The sequence below is a fragment of the Pseudomonas sp. LFM046 genome (assembly GCF_000949385.2).
Lineage (GTDB): Bacteria > Pseudomonadota > Gammaproteobacteria > Pseudomonadales > Pseudomonadaceae > Metapseudomonas.
Genome location: NZ_JYKO02000001.1, coordinates 1,849,057 through 1,872,981, shown reverse-complemented (window position 1 = coordinate 1,872,981; position 23,925 = coordinate 1,849,057). Strand labels below are relative to the sequence as shown.

Genomic DNA, 23,925 nt, shown 5'->3' with positions numbered 1-23,925 from the left:
ACATCCCAAGCCCTTAAGCACTCCGTTTCAGATAAGACTGATATGTCTTTTTCATCCAATCCCAAAGTGCGCGATCACTTGGATATGCATCATGCGGCTTTCCCGGCCGCTGCAGATAGCTCTCCAGATCAGACTCGCTCCAGCCCATCTTTTTCAGAAAATACTTCTTGTCAGTCTCAAGTCCTTGAGCAGTCGGATAGGGCGACTCTTCAAGTCTGTTCAACGCCTCTGCCCGAGTCATTTGGCCACTCATCACCAACGTCGCCAAATGGAGCTTTCGCTTATCAACGCCAAATTTATTAGGAAGTAGGTAGCCCTGATAGAATCGCGTGAATATTGATTCATAGTGCTTGTAGGGATATCTCTTATAGCTATACTTCTGCTCAAGAAGATCAAGCGCTTCGTCTTTTTTGTAGTCATAATAGTCCAGATACGGAACCCACTGTATCCGACGAATGACACGATTTATTACGTAGTCAGAGGTACCAATTGCAGGGAATGTACTGAGCTTTACTCCATTGCGAGCACCCAGCGCCTTGATATTGCGCTTATCCCACTTCTGCCAATTCCAACCTTCCGGCATAGGCATCCCTTCCGTAGCAGAATTGCTACCGGAAAGAATATACTTAACCCCATATTTTATGGATTGACTGTAGTTCACGGCCAGCATGGCATTGTCGTACAGGAGTTCGACATCGATCACATCGGCGTCGAAGAAGGCCTGCATGAGTTTCTTGTATTCTGGCCACTCAATTACATGCGTATAGAGATCCACCCCGAGGCCAGACACAAGATTTTTTATATTATTGGCAGCGAGTTCAGAATTCCAATTATTATCCATATGCACAGCCAGAGGACGCAATCCTTCTTCTACCGCGAGATGAAGGGCGTATGAACTGTCCACGCCACCAGAAAGCCCCATGACGCAGTCGTAGCGCTTGCCAGCCCCTGCTTCCTTAACTTTCTTAATGAAAGCATTGCGTCTTACAGCACGATCCTCTTCCGACTCAAACACGACCTTTTTTACTTGGTCCTCGAAGTAAGTGCAAAAATTGCATATACCCTCAGAGTCAAAAAAAATGTTCGGCGCAGAAGTATCCATTACGCAGCGCACGCAAACTTTATACTGATAATTATGCATTGGAACTCCTGAATAGCCCCTCTAGGACCGAATAACTGGGATAACTAATGAGCACCGCCCTGTGTGGTCCCTGCAAGACAAAAAGACTACCCGCGGCTACCGCTGAGGCCCCAGCGTTCACCGCATCGACAAAATGGACACAATTTCCGGCACCGCCAAGTGCAATGAGAGGTATATCGACCTCGGATGAAGCGGACCTGATCAGTTCCAGGTCATAGCCCGACTGCATACCATCCCTGTCAACAGAATTGAGAAGTACTTCACCCGCCCCGGCAGATGTAAGTTCTCTAAGTACGGCTAACCAATCGCCTGAGAGCTTCCGTCTTTCCGCAGATGACCAGAGTCTGGGTCGCCCGAACCAATCTCTTTTCACATCAAGAGAAATGACGATGCTTTGGCTTCCGAACCGGGCAGCCAACTCAGTGATTAGAGCTGGGTTCTCCAAGACAGAGGTCTGAAGCACTACTTTCTCAACGCCTAACGAAAACAGCCGCCTCGCCTGATCTACAGTACGAACACCACCACCGTATCCGAGAGGCATGAAGCACTCACTGGCAAACTCTGCTATCAGATCATAGTTCGGATGTCGTTTCTGTCGACTTGCATCGATATCAAGCACCACGAGTTCGTCGACTTCTTTCTCATTGAAGATCCGGATAGCGTTTACAGGATCTCCGACATACTTTGCCTTGCCAAAGCGCTGCGTCTTGACCAGTCCTCCATCTCGCAATAGGAGAGCCGGTATCACTCTATGGTTCAGCAAGTCACACCTCTAGAAATCTTCTAAACAGTTCCATCCCGAACCTGTGGCTCTTTTCCGGATGAAACTGTACGCCCCAAATATTTTCATGATGGAAGCCAGCTACAAATTCCTTACCATAGGTACAACTTAGCAGCACATCTTTCCGATCTGCGCATTCGACATAGTATGAATGAACGAAATAAAAGCGTCGCTCCGTAACATCGCAGGGAACCAGCAGATCATCGTGTTCGACCTGAACAGAACTCCACCCCATATGAGGCACCTTGAGGCTTCTTTCATTCCCGTCGAATTTGAAACGCCGGACTCTAGCGTCAATCCACCCCAGGCCAGGCTGCGTGCCTTCCTCGCTGGAGAGACACATCAGCTGCATTCCCAGGCAGATCCCGAGGATAGGAACCTTCCGTTCCATGACTGCGCCTTGGAGCTTCTCTGGCCAACCACCATTCCCCAGGCATTGCATCCCATGGTCGAAGGCGCCAACTCCAGGCAATAGCAGTTTTGTGGCCGACGTCAGCTGATCAGGAGAATCGATGACTTCTGCCTCACCACCTACGTGTCTGATCATGTTGACGACGGATGCGATATTCCCGGCGCCATAGTCAATTATGGATATCGTGCGACTAGTCATTCATCACCAACGTGTTCTTCAGCACCGATCTCAATCCATCGACTGAACCCCAATTACTCGGGCCCAACTTTTCTTCTTCGCTTAGTTGTTCATCCATCCAGGACTCAATCGCGTGCGCATCCTGCTCCACGAGGCTAGCAATCCCGATCTGTCGCTCATGCTGATACAGACTTTCCAACGCCCCGCCCTTGCGCAGGAGTGGATTCAGCAAGGCTGACGGGACACCCAGCCAAGCAGCCTCAGTGACGACAGTGCTCATATCGGTAATGTGCAGGTCCGCCTGGGCGAGCAATGCTGGCAAAGGCGCCGAGCTCGCTTGTTCCCACTCGACTTGTGCGCAACTACCGAAGGTTTCCTGGAGATAGGCCTCGCAATATCTTCCTTCCGCCCCCCGCCGCTGGACGGGGTGCAGCCGTAGCAGCCAGTTGTATCGCTCCTGGGTACACAGGATCGCCGCTTCCAACGCCTTGCACATCACCTTGTTGAAGTCAGTGTTCTGGTAGTAGTGGATGTGCAGCCCCCATTGCAATGAGACCAGGACAGTCGGCTTGCCGTTGTTGAACACCCGACCTCGCTGCAATGCTTCGGCGACAAGATCATCGGCAGAGGAAGGCGAACGAAAACGCTGGAACCAGGGATGCCCGACGACTTCGACAACTACACCGCGGGTCGGTGCCCACTGCTCCAGTACAGACGCGCTGGGCCGGTCCCAGCACAGGATACCGGTAGGCAGGTCGCTCTGGGGCACTGCATGGCGCAGGGCCTTGCCGTACCACCAATGATCCTCTGCGATCACCCCATGCTGGATGTCGTAGACGGGTATCCCCATTTCTCTGCTGGCTCTGCAGAGGTATCGATCGGGTTGTACGCCGATCACCAGCCTAGGCCGAACGCGAGACAACACTTCACGCCAGATCGACGCCCTGCGGTCCGCGCCTTGTTGACGCGCCCTCGACCTTCCAAGAGGAAGCGCCATCAGGCGGCTCAACAATGCAGCCACGAAGAATCGTCGATTCAATGTCAATGGCTTATTAAACGCATCTCCACCTTTTAGACGACTGTAAGGCGTCGCGACGGAAATAACGCTGAGGCCTTCACCAGTGCAAAGTTCAACTACAGAGTCGACGATTGGAGAATAGGCGGCACCTCGAAACTCATAGCCACAATCAGCATCATGGCGAACAGCCAACACGTCTGACTTGACAAAAGATCCCCAGCGATCGCACAAGGTAGCCGCCGCGGCGAGCTCCTTCAGTCTTACCAATTCATTCTTCATCTATTCTGTTCAAGCAGGAGTTCGCACAACTTGAAATCTACCCAGGTATCTATATCGATAGACTTTTCAACGGGCATTACATGCGCCCGGCTATTAGGCATGAAGAAACCTCTGGATCCGATGAACCTCTCGGTATCTGCCAGGTAGAGCGCACCGTTCAGCCGATAGTAGGTGGGAAGATCCTGACTACGAATATTCCGTAGTTCTTCACGAAGAAAATCGTCCATCTGCCCTTGTGGACCCAAAGTGTTTGACCATAACGGCGAATGCTCGCAGGGACAAACACTGACCACGCTGTCAGCATCCGACTCATCCATTTCAGTCACAGCGCGCGCGATCTCGGTCGAATCCCGAAGAGGCGAGGTGGGTTGCAGGAGCATTAGCCGCCTAGGGAAGACCTGTTCGGCAGCCAAGGTATCCAGCACATGCATCAGCACGTCAAAAGTCGACGCCGTATCACTTGCCAGTTCAGCAGGGCGTTCAATACCTCTGACTCCTAGGGCGCTAGCCTCGTCAAGTACCCGGGAGTCATCGCTGCTTACGACTATCCTGTCGATCACCTGACTCTGGATAGCCGCCTCCAACGTCCACCGGACCAAAGGCTTGCCGTTGAGCGGCATGACATTCTTGCCGGGTAGGCGTTTACTTCCGGCCCTGGCGGGTATGACAGCCAGAATATCGACCTGGTCACTCATTGAACAATTGACCCACGTCTGTCTGCGCACGCTGGAAGTCTTCCATTCTTCCGATGTCCAACCAGTACTCGTAGACAGGGAAGCTGTTGACATCCCGCCCAACGCCAATCTGTTGCTCCAGCAACGTCGGCATGTCGACTCGAGTGCCCGGAGACACACTTTTTACCAGCTCTGGAGAAAGGACGTAGATCCCGGCATTGATGAAAAACCTGTGGGTCGGTTTTTCGACCATTGAAACAATCTTGTGCCCTTCACTCTGGATGACGCCGTACGGTACGCAGTGCTCATACTCGCGCACGCACATGGTGGCCACCGGAGAGTGCTCTTCATGAAATTCGAGGAGCTTTTGGAAATTCAACGTAGTCAGCAGGTCGCCATTCATCATGAACAGAGGAAGGTCGATCTCTTCACGAGGTAGCAACCCCAGCGCCCCCCCAGTTCCCAAAGGGACGTCCTCGTGAACGTAGCGAATACTTACGCCCCACCGGCTGCCGTCCCCGAAATGCTCTCGGATCATTTCGGGCATGTAGTGCGTCGAGACGAAGAAGCGGTGAAAACCCGCGCTGATGAAGCTTTCCAGGATCAACTCCAGAATCGGTTTCCCGCCAACGCAAAGCAATGGCTTCGGGCAGTTCTGCGTAAGGGGACGCAAGCGCGAGCCGAAACCACCTGCCATCAGGAATACGGGATTGTCCTTGATCTTCTTGTTCAGCAGGCCATGAAGGGTTTCCAGGCCGACGATACGCTTGCCTGCGTCAACGACAGGAAGATGAAGCAACTGATGAGTTTCCATTGCAGCAAGGATTCGGGTCTTGCTCCAGTCCCGCGTAGCCATCAGCGGTGTCGAACACATAATCTCGCTGGCACTGCAGTTCAGTGGCACATGCCTCAACAATGCACGACGGACATCTCCATCAGTGATGGTGCCCAGTAGTCGTCGCTGCTCATCGACCACCACCACGATCCGCAGCCCTCCTTTATCGAGAACGGCGATTGCTTCCTCGATAGTGGTTTGCGGACCTATCAGTGCAGACTCCCAAGCTTTCATCAACGAACCTTCCAAATAATTATCTATCAGACCTCAAAGGCCTGATCCTTCCTGGCCCGAACGAAATCAGACCGGCTGCCAGATCCTTCGTCAGCGTCGTACCCGCGCCAACCACCGCTCCCTCTCCAATCAGAAGCCCCTGAATTACAGTAGCGCCGCTGGCGACAAATGCCTGATCAGCGACCCTTACACCGCCGCAAACGGTTGCTCCTGGCGCGATGTGAACGTCATGACCGACAACACAGTCATGATCGATACTTGCCTTTGTATTGACAATCGAGTTTGCACCTATCCGGACATCAGCCTGAATCACCGCACCAGCCATCACCTGTACGCCTGGTGCCAGTTGGACGCTGAGGTCGACCCAGGCAAATGGATGTATCAATGTCGGGAAATCGAAGCCTCTTGCATGCCACAACTCGAATATCCGCTGCCGCGCTCTGCCACCGACAACCTGACCCACTCCATTAACCAACGCAACACCTGCAGGATCTAGAGCCTCCAGCACATTGTCCCCTCCCAGAACAGGCAAACCACGCCATTCTCGCAGGCCTTGCGACGCCAACTGCGGATCGCACACGCCGGCGATGTTCGCTCCCAGGTCACGAAGAAGCCCCAGAAGCACCTTAGCGTGTCCTCCTGCCCCCAATATGACGAGCGAGGGCAATGTCGCGACATCAATCATGGTCACGAATCAATTCTCTCGCCGCAGCGATAGCTGCGAACCGCCTGGCGACCAACGAGATCCCAGATAGCGGTAGGGGCCAACCCTCCCCCACAACGAGCGGTGGTGAAGTCATCCAGACACAGGGTCGCGCCACATTCGATATCGCGAGCCGCAAGGACCTGCTGACGCGCAGCGATGCGCGTATCCCACTCGCTGGGTTGCGGCGCCTTCTGGCCATTCCCCATCGCCAGTTCAAGACTGCGGATGTCCGACACCATCCTCGCCAGCTCTGCGGGCTCGAGGGAGGCCGCGTGATCGGGGCCCGCCATGCTTCTATCCAGCGTGAAGTGCTTCTCGACCAGCCTCGCGCCTCTCGCGACTGCGGCCAAAGGAATTAGGCATCCCTGGGTGTGGTCGGAATATCCGACATCCAGACCAAAGGCCGATGCCAGCGTGTCCATTGCACGCAAGTTCACTTCTTCAAAGGGCGTAGGGTACTGAGAGGTACAGTGGAGCAGCGTGACATGCCCATTCAGACGCGCTCGCGCCTCGGAATCAGCCCAGTTTCGCCAGACTTCTTCCATGCCGTTGGGCTGCCGGTCGAAACGCAGCGCATGGGCGATAATTGCCAGCCCCTGTTCCACCTCGGCCAGCGTAGCCATTCCGGTCGAAACGACCAAAGGCTTACCCGTTTTAGCGAATTGCCACAAAAGCGGCCCATTCGTCAGCTCGCCCGATGGCACCTTGAACAGAGGAAGGTTCATTCCGACAAGAAACTCGAGGCTTTGACTATCGAACGCTGTCGACAGGAACTCGATACTCCTGCTTGCCGCATACGCCTGCAACTCAGAGTGCCAAGCCCTAGGCAGCTCGAGCTTCTTCAACATGGCGAGCTGGCTTTCTTGCGCGTCCGTGCTCGCTTTCTGGTAGGCTGCTTTGGGCGCATTGCGGGAAGCCAGCCGTTCAGCATCGAAGGTCTGGAACTTCACCGCGTCCGCACCAGCGGCAGCAGCTGCATCGACCAAGGCAAAGGCGAGCTCACGTTCACCGTTATGGTTCACACCGGCTTCAGCAATGATGTAGACCTTGTCCATCTCACACCAATTCTTGTTGATCAATGTCATAAAACGTCTTGACACCCGAGATATTGAAGTTGGCCAGAACGTCTACTATCGACTTCGAGGCGTTTCCTTCGCCATAAGGATTGGTAAACCCCTTGCAGGCGTCTCTGAACTCTTCAGAGAGCGCCTTGCGAATGCTGTCGGTGATTTCATCCTGCGAAGGCTCGCAGTGAATGACCGAAGCCGATGCCAGGCGCCCCTTCTGGCGCGCGCCGATGTTTACCGTGGGTACAGCAAATGCCGGGACCTCGATAATTCCGCTGGACGAGTTCCCAATGACTGCCGCAGAGGCGGATACGGCGCTTAGATAGCGTTTGTATCCAAGGGAGGGAATGGCAAGGACTCGCTCAGGCCGCTTCCTAGCGTACTCTTCCAGCAAAGGGATGATCGCGCGACCGCCATTGTCTGCGTTCGGGTAAGTCAGAATGATCTGATGCGTTGGAAACGCGTCAAGTGCAGCAAGCAACGCTTCGAAACTCTGCCGAGGCGGTTCTTCCATCAATGTGACAGGGTGATAGGTCACAAGAAAGAACGGCTGCTTCAGAGCAAACCCCAGGCTCGCAGACAACTCCGCGACATCCATCCGAGCACTGCGACGCAAATGATCAAGCCCGACCGCGCCTACATTGAACACGCGCTCCGGGGATTCCCCCATCTGTATGACCCGATGCCTATAAACCTTCGTTGCTACAAAATGTAGATGCGACATCTTGGTTATCGCATGGCGGATGGCATCGTCATATGCTCCCTCGGTGATTTCGCCGCCATGCAGATGTGCGACGGGGACTTTCATAACTAGCGCTGCCTGTACGATCGCAAGGGCCTCGAACCTGTCCCCCAGGACAACCAGCACATCCGGGCGCAGCCGATCTAACGCCTCCGCGAATCCAAGAACTCCGATGCCCATGGACTTAACAACGCCAACGTCGGAGTCCGAAGACAGCAGCATTTCAACCTTTGCGTCGATCCGGAATCCATCTGCCTCTATCGCGCGCCATGTCTCGCCGAACTCCGGAGAGAGGTGCATGCCGCTGACAATCAGTTGAAGATCCAGATCCGGCCGCTGGTTGATATCCGACATCAGCCAGTAGAGAAGCCCATACTCCGCCCGAGTACCGGTAAAAACGGCAATCCTGCGTTTCACGCCAAGGGCTCCTGGGGAACGCTGCTGGGCAGGTTGACTACTCGCGCCTCCAACCATTCGGAATTTGCGAGATCTCCTCGACGACAGTGGGAGAAGCTAGGCAAATGGCTCATCAACTGCCATATGGGACGACTCATGACACCGTTTTCATTGGTGGCCTTGAGCAAGGCATCACGTTGCTCGCGCCCTTCGCAAACGACAGCGTTGAGCCAGTAGTTGGAGCGGCAGCCAACCGGTTCCTGGATCAATTCGATATCCGATCCGCTGAAAAACTCCGCGTATCGCGATGCCAACGCGCGCTTGGCATCAATGAACGCATCCAACTGCAGCATTTGCGCGCACCCCAATGCAGCATTGATGTTAGGCAACCTGTAGTTGTAGCCGATTTCATCGTGTACATATTCAAAGGGATGCGGCTTCTTGGCTGTCGTGGTGAGATGCTTTGCGCGCGCACCAAGTTCTTCGCCAGCCAGTATCATGCCTCCGCCGCCGGTGGTAATGATCTTGTTTCCGTTGAAACTCAGAATTCCGAGCAGACCGAAGGTTCCGGTGTGCCTACCTTTGTACAGGCTGCCAAGGGACTCCGCTGCGTCCTCCACGAGCGCCAGCGACCAGCGTTGGCAAATCGCAAGCAAGCCATCCAGATCAGCCGGATGACCAAAAGTATGCATCGGAAGGCAGGCACGTACGACCCGAGACCCATCCTTCAGACGGCATACACCATCGCCATCTACGTGTGCATGTTCTTCGAGCCATGCCTCCAACGCAGCCGGTGAGAGCCCCAGGGTCTCGCGATCCACATCGACGAAAACCGGCTCCGCGCCGCAATACGCAATTGCATTGCAGGTCGCCACGAAAGTCAGAGGCTGAGTGATCACCAGATCGCCCGAACTGACGCCGGCCAGTTGCAGCGCCACGTGCAGCGCTGCAGTTCCATTGACCGTAGCGATGGCTCGGGGGCTTCCGGTGTAATCCACCATCTGCTGCTCGAAGCGCTCCACGAAAGCACCGACGCTCGAGACAAATGTCGACTCTATGGATTCAACCACGAACTTACGCTCGCTCCCCCTGAAGACCGGCGCGTGAAGTGGAATGAACTCACTCGTACGATAGAAATCACGAACGAACTGAATAAGAGAGTCGAACATAATATCCCTCATACGTTGTAGATATCGGCTTTATACTTGGCGAGGTTCCGCGGCTCACTGAACCATTCAATGGTACGCCGTAGGCCCTCCCGAATCGAATATTCTGGCTCGAACCCCGTCAAGGACTTGATTTTGGTGTTGTCGCACCAGAGCCGGAACACTTCGGACTTTTCCGGACGGATCCGCTGGTCTTCCACGAGGAACTCGACATCACTACCCATCAGTTCCCGAATCAACTCAAGCGTATCCCCGACGGAAATCTCAAAATTTGACCCGATATTCACCGTCTCACCAATTGCACTATCGCACTTGGCCAGTTGCAGGAATCCCTTGCAGGTGTCAGCGACATAGTTGAAGTCCCTAGTCGGCGTGACATCACCAAGCTTGATCTGCTTCTTGCCATTGGCAATCTGCGTGATGATGGTCGGAATCACCGCTCGAGCGGACTGGCGCGGGCCGTAAGTATTGAACGGGCGAGCGATTGTGAGCGGCAGGTCGAAAGCATTGAAGAAACTCATCGCCATTGCGTCAGCGCCAATTTTGGAAGCACTGTAGGGCGACTGCGGCTGAAGCGGATGGTTCTCGTCAATAGGAACATACTGAGCGGTTCCGTAAACCTCACTGGTAGAAGTGTGAATTATTCTCCCGACTCCGTTATCAAGTGCTGCCTGACAAATATTGAGAGTACCTTTGACATTGGTATCAACGTAGCTATCCGGAGCCACATAGGAGTACGGGATAGCTATGAGCGCAGCCAGGTGGAAAACCACATCCACATCTTTAGTGATGTGCTTGCAGTAGTGAGGATCTCGGACATCGCCGTTCAAAACCTCGATTTCGGAAAGGCAATTCACATCTTCCAACCACCCCCAGTAATTGAAGGAGTTGTACTGGGAAAGCGCCTTGACTTGAAACCCCTCCCTGACCAGTAACTCGACCAAATGAGACCCAATAAAACCGTCAGCGCCTGTAACTAAAGCCTTCACATCCCCTCCTTAAAACCTCAAGAAGAATAATTCTTCTTCCGAATAAACTTTGCAGGCACACCGCCCCATATCTCGTCAGGCGGAACATCCTTCGTCACAACAGAGTTCGCACCGACCACCGAATTCCTGCCTATTTCAACTCCAGGATTGATGAGCACATTGGCTCCGACCCAACAATAGTCACCAATTTTCACATCACCAACCTTACTTGGAACAGGTTTTATGGAGAAATCCGAATCTGGAAGCGCTGATTGAGTATAGATCCTGACATTATGAGACACATGACACCCACAACCAATACTGACAACCGCACCTTTGGAGGCCTGAATTGTCGATAGTTCCCCAATGTAGCTACCTTCTCCCGCTACAATCTTCCCTTCACCATATAGCTGAATCAATCTGCCATTGAAGCGGAAACGATGATGAACATCATACCTCTGACGATAAACCCAATAATTAATTTTCCAATAGGAACTCGCAAGAAAACTCAATAATCTTGAAACAAACCAAACAAGGATTTTGTTCACACTAACCCCTTATCCTAGCAAGAGCACCACGTATGGTTCCCCATTCGAACCAGGGCATTTTGCATACCCGGACGGACAAACCCCACGCAATACAGAAAGCCACTACCTGCGCAATAAAATAAGAAATTGCAGCACCTTCGAGGCCTAAAAACTTGCAACCGATAATAGAGCCAACAATCGACACCCCACCGGAGGTCGCTGTTGCAACGGAAACCAACGAGGTCCTAGCGGTAAAAAAGAAAAAACCAGCCACAGACAAATACATCCCCTGGAACGCCTGCCCGAGGAAGAACCAGATCATGAGTTCCTTGGCCCCAAGGAATCCCGAACCGAAGAAAAATGAAAAGGCAAAATTCAGGAAAAAGTAGGCCAGCACTGAAACAACAAAAAACGCTATCCATGCCAGATAAGTGACACCGACTATTTCTGCAGAAGCCTCATCTGCGCCACTATTCAACTTTGAATTCAGCCATGGCCCATAAACCTTTACAAAGGCATCACTGACAAGACCAATCATCAAGCCCAGCTGAAGTCCAAGCATGTAAATCCCAGCGGACTCCACCCCCAAAATATTTGTAATTACGAACCTGTCGGCGGTTGAGATAGCCAGCGCTCCTAGCGCGTGCGGTAGCAGCGGTACACCAAATCGCAAGCAATCGGCCAGATGGCCTTCACCGTGCCGAGGAAAAGTCACCACCTTGGACATGACCAAGGACAGTAGCGCAACGATAGCGAAAATCACCACGGCCAAGCCTTGGCCAAACACACGCCCCTCCCCGGCCATCGCAAACCCGAGAACCAGCAGAAGAGAAAGCCCTGCATTGGTGCCAGCTTGAAGAACCTGGAAAACCGCATAAGGGACGGCGTGCCCCCCAGCTTGCCAGAGAGCAAGCCTGATGTTTATCACATTTGTGCATAGCGCCAGAAAAAGAACAATCGCCAACCATCGAGACGGGAGCCCAATAAACGGCGCCATCCAGTTCCCAAAAAAGAAACCGAAGGCTGATAGGACTAGGAAAATTGCTACTGAAATCGCAATGCAACAACCAACGTACCGAGAGAGAGTCACCGAATCCAACTGGTGAAAGCGAACACTGATTGCACCATTCAAGCTCAGTCCGGTTAGCGCGACGAAAATGCTGAGCATTACCGAAAACATCGCCACCAAACCATAGTCATGTGGCGCCAGAACTCTGGTAAGAATGGGCAGCAACAGGAAGGGGATACCAACACTTATCATGTTGGCCCCCATGAAAACGCCCGCACTGCGAACTACATTGATCGCCATTTCAGCAACCTGAAATCAATAATTCGCAAGCTTTTCGCCCAACACTTCGGTTATAGAATGAATGCTCTCACAACTGAGGTAAGGATGCATCGGCAGACTGAGCACCTGCTTTGCCAGTCCATCACCGACTGGTAACTCCACGGAGTCTTCAGCGACTGCAGGTTGCCTATTAAGCGGAATCGGGTAATGAACCGCGGTTGGTATTCCTGCATCATGCAATGCCTTCTGCAAGACATCTCGCTCGCGCACTAGAATGGTGTACTGAGCGAATGCACTTTCATTGAACTCCTCCACGAAAGGAGTAACGCACTGGCCTGTTTTGGCCAAGGCGTCGCTATAAAGCTTGGCTGCATTTGCTCTGAGTGCAAGCTCTTCCGAAAATATTTCTAGTTTTGGCAAAAGTATTGCAGCTTGAATAGTATCAAGCCTGCTATTAACCCCAACTCTAACGTGATGATATCGACGGTCCTGACCATGACGCGCTATTTGCCGCAGAACCTTCGCGAGCTCATCGTCATTGGTAAAGATCGCCCCACCATCTCCGTAGCAGCCCAGTGGCTTACTCGGGAAGAAGCTGGTGCAGGCAATTGTGCTGAGGTTGCAAGAACGCCGCCCCTTGTAGCTGGCGCCAAAGCTCTGCGCAGCATCCTCAATCACGGGGATGCCATGCCTTCCAGCAATTGCATTGATTGCGTCGAAGTCTGCACATTGACCGTACAACGACACCGGAACTATCGCTTTGGTGCGCGGCGTGATGGCAGCCTCTAGCAACTCCGGATCGAGGTTGTAGGTGCGCGGGTTCACGTCGACATATACGGGCTTCGCTCCCAGGAGCGCAACGGTTTCCGCAGTGGCTATGTAGGTGAAACCAGGTGTGATGACTTCGTCGCCCGGTCCTATCCCCAAGGCCATCTGGGCAATTTGCAGCGCGTCAGTGCCATTGGCACAGGAGATGCAGTATTTTGCACCAACGAACGCAGCCAGCTTTTCTTCGAGCTCGGCCACCTCCGGGCCCAGGATATATTGGCCGTGGGCCATGACGCGCTGGATTCCAGCGTCAATCTTATCCTTGATACGCGCCTGTTGGGCTTTAAGGTCTATGAACTCGATCATTTCTCATGCATCCAATTTGCTGAGTAGTCGCCCCAGAAGCTGATAGCGTGCTCCCGTGTGCTGGCAACGGGCTTCGGCCTCACCTTCTAATGGCAGGCCCAGCTGTTCGCCAAACTCGCTCATCCAGCCGATCTGCCGTGCCGGCACACCCACCACTAGGGCGTATGCCGGCACATCGCGATTCACCACGGCGCCAGCCCCCACGAATGCGAACTCGCCAATGGTCACGCCACAGACCACAGTACAATTCGCTCCCAGTGTCGCGCCGCGCTTCACCAAGGTGTCACGGTATTCACTCTTGCGCTCGATCAGCGAGCGGGGATTGTAGACGTTGGTGAAGACCATACTCGGCCCGCAGAACACGCCTTCTTCCAGAATGACGTTGTCATATACGGACACGTTGTTCTGAATCTTGACGTTGTCACCGATCACGACCTTGTTTCCGACGAAGACATTTTGACCGAGCGAGCACTCACGCCCAATCCGCGCGCCAGCGCAGACATGCACGAAGTGCCACACACGGGAGCCTTCACCGATCACCGCGCCATCATCAACAATGGCACTAGGATGTACTTGGTAGCTCATGGCCATCCTCAGCGCGCGAGGGTCCGGAGGAAAGGGTGACCTTCGCTGTTCTGCGCGGCACTCTTTGCAGTGGAACGGATGGTATTCACTGTCTCGACGCAGTGACGTGCGTCTTCAATGCCAAATCCACGACCCGCCATGATTTCTTGGTAGCTGATAGTGTGCAAGTCAGTGAAACCCTCAGAGAATTCTACTTCCTCACCATTGACAGTGATGGAGCGGTAGGTTGGCTTCTTACCCCTTACCGCATCCGGCAAGTCGCGCGCATCAATCGAAAGGAACCAGCGCACGCGTGCCTGCTCGTATTCCAGATAACCGGCAGCCTTGAAGTCATCACTGTAGTGCACGACGTTGCGCTGCAGCTTGCCGAAGATAAAGTGGAGCATGTCGTAGAAGTGCACGCCGATGTTGGTGGCAACGCCGAAGGACTTGCGCGGGTCCCCCTTCCAGCTCTCCATGTACCACTTGCCACGAGAGGTAATGTACGTCAGTTCAACTTCGTACTTGTGCTCAGTGCGAGCACTGCCGACCTTATCCTTAAGAGCGAGAATGGCGTGGTGATGGCGCAGCTGCAGGATGTTGAAGACGCGGTGACCGGTCTCACGCTCCACTCGCGCCAGCTCATCAAGTGCTGCGGGGGTCGGGACCAGCGGTTTTTCGCAGATCACGTCACAGCCAAGACGCAGACCGGCAGCGATGTGCGGCTGGTGCAGGTAGTTAGGCGAGCAGACACCGACGTAGTTCAGCGCGGTTTCCGGGCTGTACCTCAGACTCCAGGCATGGTCGTAGAAGCGCTCGAACTCAGTGAAGAACTCACTCTGAGGCGAAATGCTGTCAATAATGCCAACAGAATCGTTGATGTCGTAGGCGGACACCAGCTCGTTGCCGGTGTCCTTGATTGCACGCATGTGTCGGGGAGCGATGTAGCCTGCGGCACCAATCAGGGCAAAACGTTTCAAATCCGGTTCTCCAGGCAATTCATGCCTTGATGATGTGCGCTTGCGGAGCGCGATACTTGCCACGGCTGTCCACCAGCAGACGGGCATGCTGCCTGATGGCGTCGTAGTCAAAACGATCATGATCCGTGGCCAGAATCACGGCATCAAATCCAGCAATGCTCTCCGCGCTCAATGGCTCGCTAGAAAGCTCGAAGTGGTGCTCGCGCATTCTCGGGAATACGGGCACATGTGGATCGCTGTAAGCGACGATGCCACCCTTGGCCTGGATAAGCTCCATAATCTCTACAGAGGGCGACTCGCGCATGTCGTCGACATTTTTCTTGTAGGCGATTCCCAGTACAAGCACACGACTGCCTTTCAGCGCTCTGCCAAGCCCGTTCAGACCATCCACAAGCTTGCTCACCACATACTCCGGCATCGCCTGGTTTACCTCGCCCGAAAGCTCGATAAATCGGGTGTGCAAACCATATTCGCGCGCTTTCCACGTCAGATAGAAGGGGTCGATCGGAATGCAGTGTCCGCCAAGTCCAGGACCTGGATAGTAAGGCGTGAAACCAAATGGCTTAGTCGCAGCCGCATCCACAACTTCGAAAATGTCAATTCCCATGCGGTCAGCGACTATTTTCATTTCATTAACCAAGCCGATGTTGACCGCACGATGGATATTCTCGAGCAACTTGGTCATTTCCGCGGCCTTCGTGGAACTGACAGCCACCACTTTGTCAATGGCCTGTTCGTACAGGGCAATACCTACCTGCAGGCAAGCCGGGGTATGCCCGCCGAGAACTTTTGGAATGGTGCGGGTCTCGAAATTTGGGTTACCTGGATCTTCACGCTCCGGCGAGTAGACGAGAAAGATGTCTTTACCAACCGTCAATCCACCTTCTTGAACACGCGGGAGCAGTTCCTCCTCCGTGGTTCCTGGATAGGTGGTACTTTCTAGAGAGACGACCTGACCTCTCCTCAAATATGGTTTGATAGCGTCGGTCGTATTAATCACGAAACTCATATCCGGTTCGCGATATTTATTCAGCGGCGTAGGAACACAGAGAACAAGCGCATCACACTCGGAGACGCGAGAAAAATCCGTTGTAGCCTCGAACCCCGAACTTCTGGCCGCCGCAATTTTGTCAGCCGGAATATGCTCAATATAGCTCTCCCCGACATTCAGCCTAGACACTTTTTCAACATCAATATCAATGCCAAGCACTCGAAAGCCGACGGCACTGTATCTCAACATCAATGGTAGGCCGACATAACCAAGGCCAACAATACCAACAACAGCCTCTTTATTCTTAAACCGAGCAATACTCGCAAGATCAACATTCGAACTCATGGCAACCCCACCAAACTAAACTCTATGAGCACAAAAATTCTTCAAGACTGAAAATTTGCATTTTCCCTATGCACGCACTCCAAGTCAGTTGAACACGTCCCACAACCAAAGACATCGTTGACAGCCAAGACTCAGCTCACATTTCGAAGAAAATCAGCCAGATCAACCGGAAGCGCACAAAACCTAACTCAACGCCATTTTGCGCTGAATCAGAAGTTTCGAAAAAGCAAGAAAAACACCCGAAATCAATCCAGCACCAACCCCAATGAGCAGAATCAACAGTTTCTTCGGCCTTACAGGAAACTCAGGAACGGTTATTTGCCCATCCATCTCAAAAACCTCAACTGCTTCTGCATCGACATTAATGTCTCGATAAAGCGCAAGTCGCTCTTCAAGCCCTCGCAGCTCAGAGATGAAAGGATCATCAGATGAGCGAGATTCCAAGGACTTGATTTCCGCCCTCAGAGCGCGCGAACCACGCATATACATAAGATCCCCCTCCATAATGGCGGAAAGCTGATTCGCCATTTGACTGACAATTACCGGAGGATTTTCTAGGCCGATTGACTCTGCAACACTAAGCGCTTCCATCAAGCGTATAATTCGGTCACTTCGTCTCACTTTCGCGATTTCGCGCAACGTGGCGATTTTTCGACGCACGCTCTCACTTTTCATGCCGAGCTGGCTTTTCGTGTTCATCAACATGCCATCAAGAGCGGTTCTTGACACTCTATCGATGTACGCACTCAATAAACGCGCAGCCGTCTCCGGATCTGGCGACTGGAAAGTCAATGTATAGCGCCACGGCTGAGCCTTATCAGTGGCTTGAATTTTCAATGCACCGACAAAAGCTCGATACAAGGCCTCTCTTGAGCCGAGAGAAGCCTCCTTAGCCAGACTCGGAAGATAAACCTCGTCGAAAAACTGTCGCTTCGTGGCATCTGCCAACAAGTTCCTAGTGAATACGCCATAGGCGTCTTCTGGCTTTATTGGCTCCAAGTCATCACCCGACTCTCGCCCAAGATTGAAGCCTTCTACGTCGCTCAAAGCAGGAGGCATCACAGACACCTGCGCTTCATATACAGGAGGACTCAGCCACGCATACATTGCTGCGCAGGCAAAAACCACTAACGCAACAAGCGCTATTAGAACCCTCTGTCCCCATAACCCCCCGACAAATTCAATAAGATCAATTTCGTCAACAACACGCAAAGACTGTGGCACAGACTTACTCACAATATAAAAATAAAAATCCAAAAAACAAAATCACTTTAATAAGCGATTTCCTAGAATGGAGAGAATTCAAAACGTAAAAATCAGCAACAGCAATTTCAAAAAAAGCAAAAAACCGCCTTTAGCAAAAAAGGCGGAACAACGTGATCATTGACAACGTTTTCTACGGCTCGTTCACTCGATCCCGGAGCTCCTTCCCCGGCTTGAAATGCGGAACGAATTTTCCATCCAGTCGCACGGACTCCCCCGTCTTGGGGTTCCGGCCGACCCTCGGTGCGCGGAAATGAAGAGAAAAACTACCAAACCCACGGATCTCGATACGGTCCCCCGTGGCCAAGGCCTGGGACATCTGCTCAAGCATGGTCTTGATGGCAAGCTCGACGTCCTTTGACGAAAGCTGGCCCTGATGGGTAACGATTCGTTCGATCAACTCCGACTTGGTCATGGTTTTCCCTTCTAATTCAAGCGGCTAGATCAGCTCAATGAGTTTTTAGCACGCCGGAGTGGCTTTGAACAGCCCAATGCCCGGAAGGGAAATCGCAGACAACAAAAAGGGCGGCCTAGGCCGCCCTTTTTGCTGATGGAGCAGGGTGATTAGCCCTGGTTCTCCATCTGAGCACGGATCAGGTCACCAATGGTGGTCGGGCCGGTGGACTCGACTTCCTGCTTGCGCAGTTCCTTCATGGCGTCCTTCTCGTCATCAACGTCCTTGGACTTGATGGAGAGGCTGATTACACGGCTCTTGCGGTCGATGCTGATGATCTTGGCTTCGACTTCTTCGCCTTCCTTCAGCACGTTGCGCGCGTCTTCAACGCGGTCACGGCTGATTTCGGAAGCCTTCAGAACACCTTCGATCTCGCCGCCGAGGCTGATTACAGCGCCCTTGGCGTCAACTTCTTTCACGGTGCCGCGAACGATGCTGCCCTTCTCGTGCAGGGAGGCGTAGCTGGAGAACGGATCGTCTTCCAGTTGCTTGATGCCCAGGGAGATGCGCTCACGCTCCGGATCAACGGACAGGATGACGGTTTCCAGCTCGTCGCCCTTCTTGAAGCGGCGTACGGCTTCTTCGCCAACTTCGTTCCAGGAGATGTCGGACAGGTGAACCAGACCGTCGATGCCACCTTCCAGGCCGATGAAGATACCGAAATCGGTGATCGACTTGATGGTGCCGGAGATCTTGTCGCCCTTGTTGAAGCGGCTGGAGAAATCTTCCCACGGGTTGGACTTGCACTGCTTGATGCCCAGGGAGATACGACGACGCTCTTCGTCGATGTCCAGAACCTGAACTTCCACTTCGTCGCCAACCTGAACGACTTTGGACGGGTGGATGTTCTTGTTGGTCCAGTCCATTTCGGAAACGTGCACCAGACCTTCCACGCCCTCTTCCAGCTCGGCGAAGCAGCCGTAGTCGGTGAGGTTGGTAACGCGGGCGGTCACACGGGTGCCTTCCGGATAACGGGCCTTGATGGCGACCCACGGATCTTCGCCCAGTTGCTTCAGACCCAGGGATACGCGGTTGCGCTCGCGGTCGAACTTCAGGACCTTAACGTCGATCTCGTCACCAACGTTGACGATCTCGGACGGGTGCTTGATGCGCTTCCAAGCCATGTCGGTGATGTGCAGCAGGCCGTCTACGCCGCCCAGATCAACGAACGCACCGTAGTCGGTGAGGTTCTTGACGATACCCTTGACCTGCTGGCCTTCCTGCAGGGATTCCAGCAGGGCTTCGCGCTCGGCGCTGTTCTCGGCTTCCAGGACGCTGCGACGGGAAACGACAACGTTGTTGCGCTTCTGATCCAGCTTGATGACCTTGAATTCGAGCTCTTTGCCTTCCAGGTGAGTGGTGTCGCGCACGGGGCGCACATCCACCAGGGAGCCCGGCAGGAACGCGCGGATGCCGCTGACGTCGACGGTGAAACCGCCCTTGACCTTGCCGTTGATAACGCCCTTGACCACTTCTTCGGCGTTGAAGGCGGCTTCCAGAACCAGCCAGGACTCGGCACGCTTGGCTTTCTCGCGGGACAGCTTGGTTTCACCGAAGCCGTCTTCCACCGCGTCAAGCGCTACGTGGACCTCGTCACCCACCTTGATGGTCAGCTCGCCCTGTTCGTTGTAGAACTGCTCGACCGGGATGACGCCCTCGGATTTCAGGCCAGCATGGACGGTGACCCAGTCACCATCGATGTCGACCACGATGCCGGTGATGATTGCACCCGGCTGCATGTCGAGGGATTTCAGGCTTTCTTCAAAAAGTTCTGCAAAGCTTTCGCTCATGTTCATACCTGTAGTCAAAGGCCAGGAAAGGCCCTATTCCGCACTCCAGCCAATGCGGTCAAGTCATCAATAGAAGCGACGAGGATCGAAGCTGGTATCCCGCGCCGCCCCAGTGGCGCCGCTCTCAGCCGAAGCCGTTAGCGACGCAAATCTCGGGATTGACATTGGCATTTTCAACCTCCGGACGGAGGAATCGAGCCAATACAAGGGCTGGAATGGTAGCAACGGGGTACTCGCCCGTCAATTGCACACCCCAGCCATCGCTAAAGAGGTGCGGCAGTCTACAGCAGACGGCCCGCGTCCTGCAGATAAAGCGCCAGGCGGCGCAGCATGGCGTCGCAGTCAGACAGTTGCTCAACGCTGATGAACTCATCCGGCTTATGGCCCTGATCCATGCTTCCCGGACCGCAGACCACCGTGGGAATACCCGCCGCGTCGAACAACCCGCCCTCGGTACCGAAGGCCACCGTGCCGAACTCGGTCGAGCCACTCAGCAGCGCCAGCAATCGGGCCGCCTCGCTGTCCGGCGGTGTGGCCAACCCCGGATAGGCGCTCAACGGGGTGAGACGAATGCCGGTATCCGCCTGCACCGCCCGCATCTGCGGCTCCAGCTCCGTCTCGGCGAAGCTCTGCAGCTCGTCCGCCACCTGCTGGGCATCGAAATCCGGCAATGCGCGCACTTCGAAATCGAATTCGCACTCTGCCGGAACGATGTTCAGCGCCCTCCCCCCCTGGATGACGCCCGTCTGCACCGTGGAGAACGGTGGATCGAACCGCTCGTCGTGGAGTTCGGGCCGCGCCAGCTTCGTGCCAATCTCCCCCAGTCTGCCGATCAGTCGCGCGGCGTACTCGATGGCATTGACGCCATAGGGCGCATAGGCCGAATGGCACGCCGCCCCCTTTACCTGGCAGCGCATGGCGAGCTTGCCCTTGTGGCCCAGCACCGGCTTCAGCTCGGTGGGTTCGCCGATCAGACACAAACGCGGCCTGTTCGGTCGCTTCTCCAACTCCGCCAGCATGGGACGCACGCCCAGGCAGCCCACTTCCTCGTCATAAGAAAAGGCCAGGTGCACCGGCAGCGTCAGCGGATGCTCCAGAAAAGCCGGCACCGCAGCCAGGACAGATGCAATAAAGCCCTTCATGTCCGCCGTGCCGCGCCCGTACAACCGCCCTTCCCTTTCTGTGAGACGAAATGGCTCCACCGTCCAGGCCTGCCCGTCCACTGGAACCACGTCGGTATGCCCGGACAGCACGACGCCACCCCGGTCACGAGGACCGATGGTGGCGAACAGATTGGCCTTGGTGCGCTCGGGGTTATAGAAGAGCTCGCTCTCCACCCCCAGTCCCGTCAGGTAATCCCGTATGAACGTGATCAGTTCAAGGTTGGAATCCCGACTGACGGTGGCAAAACCGATCAGCCGCTCCAACAGCTCGCGACTGGATAGCTCACTCATCACCCGGCACCCCGTAACTGGGCGCCGCCGTCGGGTCCAGTGCCCGGGTCACGTAGTCCTGCATCTGCGGCCGATAGGCCTGCCACAGCCCATCCAGCTCGCCGATCGGGTCCTCCTCGGCCCAGTCCACCCGCAGGTCGACGATGGGCCAGGTGAGATCCCCAACGACCTTGAGTGCGGCCGAATGTACCGGTCCAGCCTCGCCACCGGCCGCCATCGCGGCGTGCATGGCGGCCAGCAGGCGGTCCGCCAGCATCCCCGGCGCAGTCTCGAAGGCCTGGACCATGTCCTCGATCACCTTGGTGCTGGAGAGCAGATTGCCTGCTGCGGCGCACTGCTCACCCGCGACGGCGTTGTGGACGCCCAGAGCCTCGCTACCACTGAACAATGCGATGCGCCCCTGGCCATCGATTACCGTCACCTGCCGGTACTGACTCCAGCCGTTGGTACTCAGCGCTCGATCCAGAGCCGCCGCGGGCTCCAACTGCTGCGAGTCGAGCAGGTCGAGGATCTGCGGGCCCAGGGCCGGCAGGGTGACGTTCTGGGTCGCCACCGCTCCGACCCCGGCCCGTACCCACGGGCAACGAGCTCCGACAGCAATGCTGGACGAACTGATGGCGATACCGAGCTGCCCGGTTTCAGGGCAACGACCGATGATGGAGAACGTCATACCCCTGCTCCTTATGCCTGCGCCGGCTGCCAATCGTCCGGAATCACCGCGATCACATCGATTTCCATCAGCCACTGGGGCTGGCCCAGGGCCGAGACCACCAGGCCGGTGGAGATGGGAAACACGCCCTTCAGCCACTTGCCGACTTCCTGGTACACGGGCTCGCGATAGCGCGGATCGATCAGGTAAGTGGTGGTCTTGACGATGTGGGACAGGTCGCTGCCTGCCTCCTCCAGCAATTGCTTGACGTTCTTCATCGCCTGCTCGGCCTGGGCACGCGGGTCGCCAAGACCAACCAGACGGCCTTCGAAATCGGTCCCCACCTGGCCGCGCACATAGACGGTGTTGCCGGCGCGCACCGCCTGGCACAGGTCATTGTTCAGCGTCTGGTTCGGATAGGTGTCTTTGGTATTGAACATGCGGATGCGGGTATGGGTAGGCATCGACTGGATTTCCTTTATTCAAGCGTTCGGAGATTGCGAATCGGGGCAGCTGCCGTCAGGACGTTTCTTTCGATCAGTCTTTCGCACTGCGCTGCGAAGCATCGCGATAGGCGAGGTACTTGCGCTGCGTGGCGATGTGGTCGGCAATGTGCTTGGCATCGTGCCAAACGCCCCAGATGAAGGTGGAACCGCGGCGGGACAGCCATGGCAGCCCCAGGAAGTAAACGCCGGGCTCACCGGACACGCCGCGCTGATGCTTCGGCTTGCCGCGTTCGTCGAAGGCGTTGACTTTCAGCCAGCTGTAATCGACCGAATAGCCAGTCGCCCAGATGATCGAAGTGATGCCAGCCTTGGCCAGGTCGAGTTCCAGAATGGGATTGGTCACGCAATCCGGATTCGGATAGGTGGCGCGGGCTTCGGGCTCTTCCGGCAGATCAAGCCCATTGCGAGCGATGTATGCGTCAGCGGCATCCAGCAGCGACAGGTAGTTCTCGTCGCCACGGGCGATGTTCTCGGCAAGGTCCGCCTGGAAGGTCACGACACCGTCATTGAATGCCTTGGTCAGCCCCACAAGCGTCACCCCCTGATGAGCCAGACCACGGAAGTCGACGGTGTGCCCGCCACGCGCGCCACTAACCGCGATGGTGACGTGCTCCTTGCCCGGCTGAGCGGCTTCCGCATCCCACAGACCGAGCACACCCAGCCACCAGCAGAAATCGCGATTTCGATAGGCGCGCGGCGGGCGGTCGTGCGCCCCAACGGAGAGGTAAACGTTCTTGCCGGCACGCTGCAGTTCGTCTGCGATCTGCACCCCCGACGATCCGGCGCCCACCACCAGTACGGCACCTTCAGGCAGCTGCTGGGGATTGAAATACTGAGCAGAGTGGATCTGGGTGATGCTGTCGTCTTTCGGCGCGATCGGTGGAATGACAGGACGCTGGAACGGTCCGGTTGCAGCCACCACACGATTGGCCTGGATCACACCCTCAGAGGTTTCGATGGTAAACCCCGGCCCTTCGGCATTGCGCACCACCTTCTTCACTTCCACGCCGGTGCGGATGGGGGCGTTGAACTGCTTGGCATAGGCTTCGAAATAAGCCGCAACCTGCTCTTTCGAGGCAAAGGCGTCGGGATCGAGGCCTTCGAACTCCAGACCGGGGAAGCGATCGTGCCAGGCCGGACCATTGGCAACCAGCGAATCCCAGCGACCCGTACGCCATGCTTCGGCAATGCGGTTGCGCTCCAGGACAAGGTGGGGCACCCCGAGCTTGGTCAGGTGTTCGCTCATGGCCACGCCGGCCTGACCGGCACCCACGACCAGCGTATCGATTTCAATTTTCTCAAGCGCCCTGTCTGCGCCCTTCTGCAGCGCGGTTTGATTCAGGTCGGTCATGGCCTGCCTCCTCTGACTCCGATCATTGTTGTT

24 protein-coding genes are annotated in these 23,925 nt (G+C 55.1%); all 24 read right to left on the bottom strand.

The features are described from left to right. Window positions 1-13 precede the first annotated feature (13 nt). A complete protein-coding gene (locus tag TQ98_RS08710) occupies window positions 14-1,141 on the bottom strand; it encodes an N-acetyl sugar amidotransferase (RefSeq protein ID WP_052659255.1) in 1,128 nt (375 codons plus the stop codon). Continuing rightward, complete coding sequence (locus TQ98_RS08705) at window positions 1,134-1,904, bottom strand: AglZ/HisF2 family acetamidino modification protein (RefSeq protein WP_082073310.1); 771 nt, start codon at window positions 1,902-1,904, stop codon at window positions 1,134-1,136. Before TQ98_RS08705 ends, TQ98_RS08710 begins: the two co-directional genes overlap by 8 nt. Window position 1,905: 1 nt before the next feature. Then, entirely contained in the window at window positions 1,906-2,532 is a 627-nt protein-coding gene (gene hisH / locus TQ98_RS08700; protein WP_044874947.1) for an imidazole glycerol phosphate synthase subunit HisH, read from the bottom strand. Continuing rightward, window positions 2,525-3,808 carry a glycosyltransferase family 4 protein gene (locus TQ98_RS08695; protein WP_146035992.1) on the bottom strand — a complete coding sequence of 428 codons (1,284 nt, stop codon included), beginning with the start codon at window positions 3,806-3,808 and terminating at the stop codon, window positions 2,525-2,527. The genes hisH and TQ98_RS08695 overlap by 8 nt, the downstream gene beginning before the upstream one ends. Beyond that, window positions 3,805-4,503 carry an acylneuraminate cytidylyltransferase family protein gene (locus TQ98_RS08690; protein WP_044874945.1) on the bottom strand — a complete coding sequence of 233 codons (699 nt, stop codon included), beginning with the start codon at window positions 4,501-4,503 and terminating at the stop codon, window positions 3,805-3,807. Before TQ98_RS08690 ends, TQ98_RS08695 begins: the two co-directional genes overlap by 4 nt. Then, window positions 4,496-5,551 (bottom strand): nucleotidyltransferase family protein, encoded by a 1,056-nt coding sequence (locus TQ98_RS08685; RefSeq protein ID WP_044874944.1) that lies wholly within the window; start codon window positions 5,549-5,551, stop codon window positions 4,496-4,498. The genes TQ98_RS08690 and TQ98_RS08685 overlap by 8 nt, the downstream gene beginning before the upstream one ends. Before the next feature lie 19 nt (window positions 5,552-5,570). After that, window positions 5,571-6,236 (bottom strand): acetyltransferase, encoded by a 666-nt coding sequence (locus TQ98_RS08680; protein WP_044874943.1) that lies wholly within the window; start codon window positions 6,234-6,236, stop codon window positions 5,571-5,573. Window positions 6,237-6,238: 2 nt separating this feature from the next. Next, a complete protein-coding gene (neuB, locus tag TQ98_RS08675; protein ID WP_044874942.1) occupies window positions 6,239-7,342 on the bottom strand; it encodes an N-acetylneuraminate synthase in 1,104 nt (367 codons plus the stop codon). Next, window positions 7,314-8,483, bottom strand: coding sequence for a UDP-N-acetylglucosamine 2-epimerase (gene neuC, locus TQ98_RS08670; protein ID WP_044874941.1), 1,170 nt, complete (start codon window positions 8,481-8,483; stop codon window positions 7,314-7,316). The genes neuB and neuC overlap by 29 nt, the downstream gene beginning before the upstream one ends. Next, complete coding sequence (locus TQ98_RS08665; RefSeq protein WP_044874940.1) at window positions 8,480-9,631, bottom strand: LegC family aminotransferase; 1,152 nt, start codon at window positions 9,629-9,631, stop codon at window positions 8,480-8,482. Before TQ98_RS08665 ends, neuC begins: the two co-directional genes overlap by 4 nt. An 8-nt stretch (window positions 9,632-9,639) precedes the next feature. Continuing rightward, window positions 9,640-10,617 carry an NAD-dependent 4,6-dehydratase LegB gene (locus TQ98_RS08660; protein ID WP_044874939.1) on the bottom strand — a complete coding sequence of 326 codons (978 nt, stop codon included), beginning with the start codon at window positions 10,615-10,617 and terminating at the stop codon, window positions 9,640-9,642. 17 nt (window positions 10,618-10,634) lie between these two features. Beyond that, window positions 10,635-11,144 (bottom strand): acyltransferase, encoded by a 510-nt coding sequence (locus tag TQ98_RS08655; RefSeq protein ID WP_082073308.1) that lies wholly within the window; start codon window positions 11,142-11,144, stop codon window positions 10,635-10,637. 1 nt (window position 11,145) lies between these two features. Beyond that, on the bottom strand, window positions 11,146-12,432 hold the full coding sequence (locus TQ98_RS08650; protein WP_044874938.1) for an oligosaccharide flippase family protein: 1,287 nt from the start codon (window positions 12,430-12,432) through the stop codon (window positions 11,146-11,148). A gap of 15 nt (window positions 12,433-12,447) precedes the next feature. Next, on the bottom strand, window positions 12,448-13,545 hold the full coding sequence (locus TQ98_RS08645; RefSeq protein ID WP_044874937.1) for a DegT/DnrJ/EryC1/StrS family aminotransferase: 1,098 nt from the start codon (window positions 13,543-13,545) through the stop codon (window positions 12,448-12,450). 3 nt (window positions 13,546-13,548) lie between these two features. Next, window positions 13,549-14,130 carry a UDP-2-acetamido-3-amino-2,3-dideoxy-D-glucuronate N-acetyltransferase gene (wbpD, locus tag TQ98_RS08640; protein WP_044875462.1) on the bottom strand — a complete coding sequence of 194 codons (582 nt, stop codon included), beginning with the start codon at window positions 14,128-14,130 and terminating at the stop codon, window positions 13,549-13,551. Between the two features lie 8 nt (window positions 14,131-14,138). Further along, complete coding sequence (wbpB, locus tag TQ98_RS08635) at window positions 14,139-15,089, bottom strand: UDP-N-acetyl-2-amino-2-deoxy-D-glucuronate oxidase (RefSeq protein ID WP_044874936.1); 951 nt, start codon at window positions 15,087-15,089, stop codon at window positions 14,139-14,141. A 19-nt stretch (window positions 15,090-15,108) separates the two neighbouring features. Then, window positions 15,109-16,425 (bottom strand): UDP-N-acetyl-D-glucosamine 6-dehydrogenase, encoded by a 1,317-nt coding sequence (wbpA, locus tag TQ98_RS08630; RefSeq protein ID WP_044874935.1) that lies wholly within the window; start codon window positions 16,423-16,425, stop codon window positions 15,109-15,111. Window positions 16,426-16,608: 183 nt separating this feature from the next. Continuing rightward, window positions 16,609-17,682 (bottom strand): Wzz/FepE/Etk N-terminal domain-containing protein, encoded by a 1,074-nt coding sequence (locus TQ98_RS08625; RefSeq protein WP_242443078.1) that lies wholly within the window; start codon window positions 17,680-17,682, stop codon window positions 16,609-16,611. A 139-nt stretch (window positions 17,683-17,821) separates the two neighbouring features. Beyond that, window positions 17,822-18,103 carry an integration host factor subunit beta gene (gene ihfB, locus TQ98_RS08620; protein ID WP_036991518.1) on the bottom strand — a complete coding sequence of 94 codons (282 nt, stop codon included), beginning with the start codon at window positions 18,101-18,103 and terminating at the stop codon, window positions 17,822-17,824. A gap of 149 nt (window positions 18,104-18,252) precedes the next feature. Next, window positions 18,253-19,932, bottom strand: a complete 1,680-nt coding sequence (gene rpsA, locus TQ98_RS08615; RefSeq protein WP_044875460.1) for a 30S ribosomal protein S1 — start codon at window positions 19,930-19,932, stop codon at window positions 18,253-18,255. Between the two features lie 281 nt (window positions 19,933-20,213). Next, window positions 20,214-21,386 carry an acetylornithine deacetylase gene (gene argE / locus TQ98_RS08610; RefSeq protein WP_044874934.1) on the bottom strand — a complete coding sequence of 391 codons (1,173 nt, stop codon included), beginning with the start codon at window positions 21,384-21,386 and terminating at the stop codon, window positions 20,214-20,216. Beyond that, window positions 21,379-22,056 (bottom strand): DUF1028 domain-containing protein, encoded by a 678-nt coding sequence (locus TQ98_RS08605; protein ID WP_044874933.1) that lies wholly within the window; start codon window positions 22,054-22,056, stop codon window positions 21,379-21,381. The genes argE and TQ98_RS08605 overlap by 8 nt, the downstream gene beginning before the upstream one ends. An 11-nt stretch (window positions 22,057-22,067) precedes the next feature. Beyond that, window positions 22,068-22,499 (bottom strand): RidA family protein, encoded by a 432-nt coding sequence (locus TQ98_RS08600; protein ID WP_044874932.1) that lies wholly within the window; start codon window positions 22,497-22,499, stop codon window positions 22,068-22,070. A 73-nt stretch (window positions 22,500-22,572) separates the two neighbouring features. Then, a complete protein-coding gene (locus TQ98_RS08595) occupies window positions 22,573-23,892 on the bottom strand; it encodes an NAD(P)/FAD-dependent oxidoreductase (RefSeq protein ID WP_044874931.1) in 1,320 nt (439 codons plus the stop codon). Window positions 23,893-23,925 lie beyond the last annotated feature (33 nt).

Bases quoted from the DNA above. Each gene is read 5' to 3' on its own strand.
- TQ98_RS08710 (WP_052659255.1), bottom strand. From the start codon at position 1,141: ATGCATAATTATCAGTATAAAGTTTGCGTGCGCTGCGTAATGGATACT.
- argE (WP_044874934.1), bottom strand. From the start codon at position 21,386: ATGAGTGAGCTATCCAGTCGCGAGCTGTTGGAGCGGCTGATCGGTTTT.
- TQ98_RS08685 (WP_044874944.1), bottom strand. From the start codon at position 5,551: ATGAAAGCTTGGGAGTCTGCACTGATAGGTCCGCAAACCACTATCGAG.
- TQ98_RS08680 (WP_044874943.1), bottom strand. From the start codon at position 6,236: ATGATTGATGTCGCGACATTGCCCTCGCTCGTCATATTGGGGGCAGGA.
- neuB (WP_044874942.1), bottom strand. From the start codon at position 7,342: ATGACATTGATCAACAAGAATTGGTGTGAGATGGACAAGGTCTACATC.
- hisH (WP_044874947.1), bottom strand. From the start codon at position 2,532: ATGACTAGTCGCACGATATCCATAATTGACTATGGCGCCGGGAATATC.
- TQ98_RS08645 (WP_044874937.1), bottom strand. From the start codon at position 13,545: ATGATCGAGTTCATAGACCTTAAAGCCCAACAGGCGCGTATCAAGGAT.
- ihfB (WP_036991518.1), bottom strand. From the start codon at position 18,103: ATGACCAAGTCGGAGTTGATCGAACGAATCGTTACCCATCAGGGCCAG.
- TQ98_RS08695 (WP_146035992.1), bottom strand. From the start codon at position 3,808: ATGAAGAATGAATTGGTAAGACTGAAGGAGCTCGCCGCGGCGGCTACC.
- TQ98_RS08665 (WP_044874940.1), bottom strand. From the start codon at position 9,631: ATGTTCGACTCTCTTATTCAGTTCGTTCGTGATTTCTATCGTACGAGT.
- TQ98_RS08605 (WP_044874933.1), bottom strand. From the start codon at position 22,056: ATGACGTTCTCCATCATCGGTCGTTGCCCTGAAACCGGGCAGCTCGGT.
- TQ98_RS08650 (WP_044874938.1), bottom strand. From the start codon at position 12,432: ATGGCGATCAATGTAGTTCGCAGTGCGGGCGTTTTCATGGGGGCCAAC.
- TQ98_RS08595 (WP_044874931.1), bottom strand. From the start codon at position 23,892: ATGACCGACCTGAATCAAACCGCGCTGCAGAAGGGCGCAGACAGGGCG.
- wbpD (WP_044875462.1), bottom strand. From the start codon at position 14,130: ATGAGCTACCAAGTACATCCTAGTGCCATTGTTGATGATGGCGCGGTG.
- TQ98_RS08600 (WP_044874932.1), bottom strand. From the start codon at position 22,499: ATGCCTACCCATACCCGCATCCGCATGTTCAATACCAAAGACACCTAT.
- TQ98_RS08690 (WP_044874945.1), bottom strand. From the start codon at position 4,503: ATGAGTGACCAGGTCGATATTCTGGCTGTCATACCCGCCAGGGCCGGA.
- wbpA (WP_044874935.1), bottom strand. From the start codon at position 16,425: ATGAGTTCGAATGTTGATCTTGCGAGTATTGCTCGGTTTAAGAATAAA.
- rpsA (WP_044875460.1), bottom strand. From the start codon at position 19,932: ATGAGCGAAAGCTTTGCAGAACTTTTTGAAGAAAGCCTGAAATCCCTC.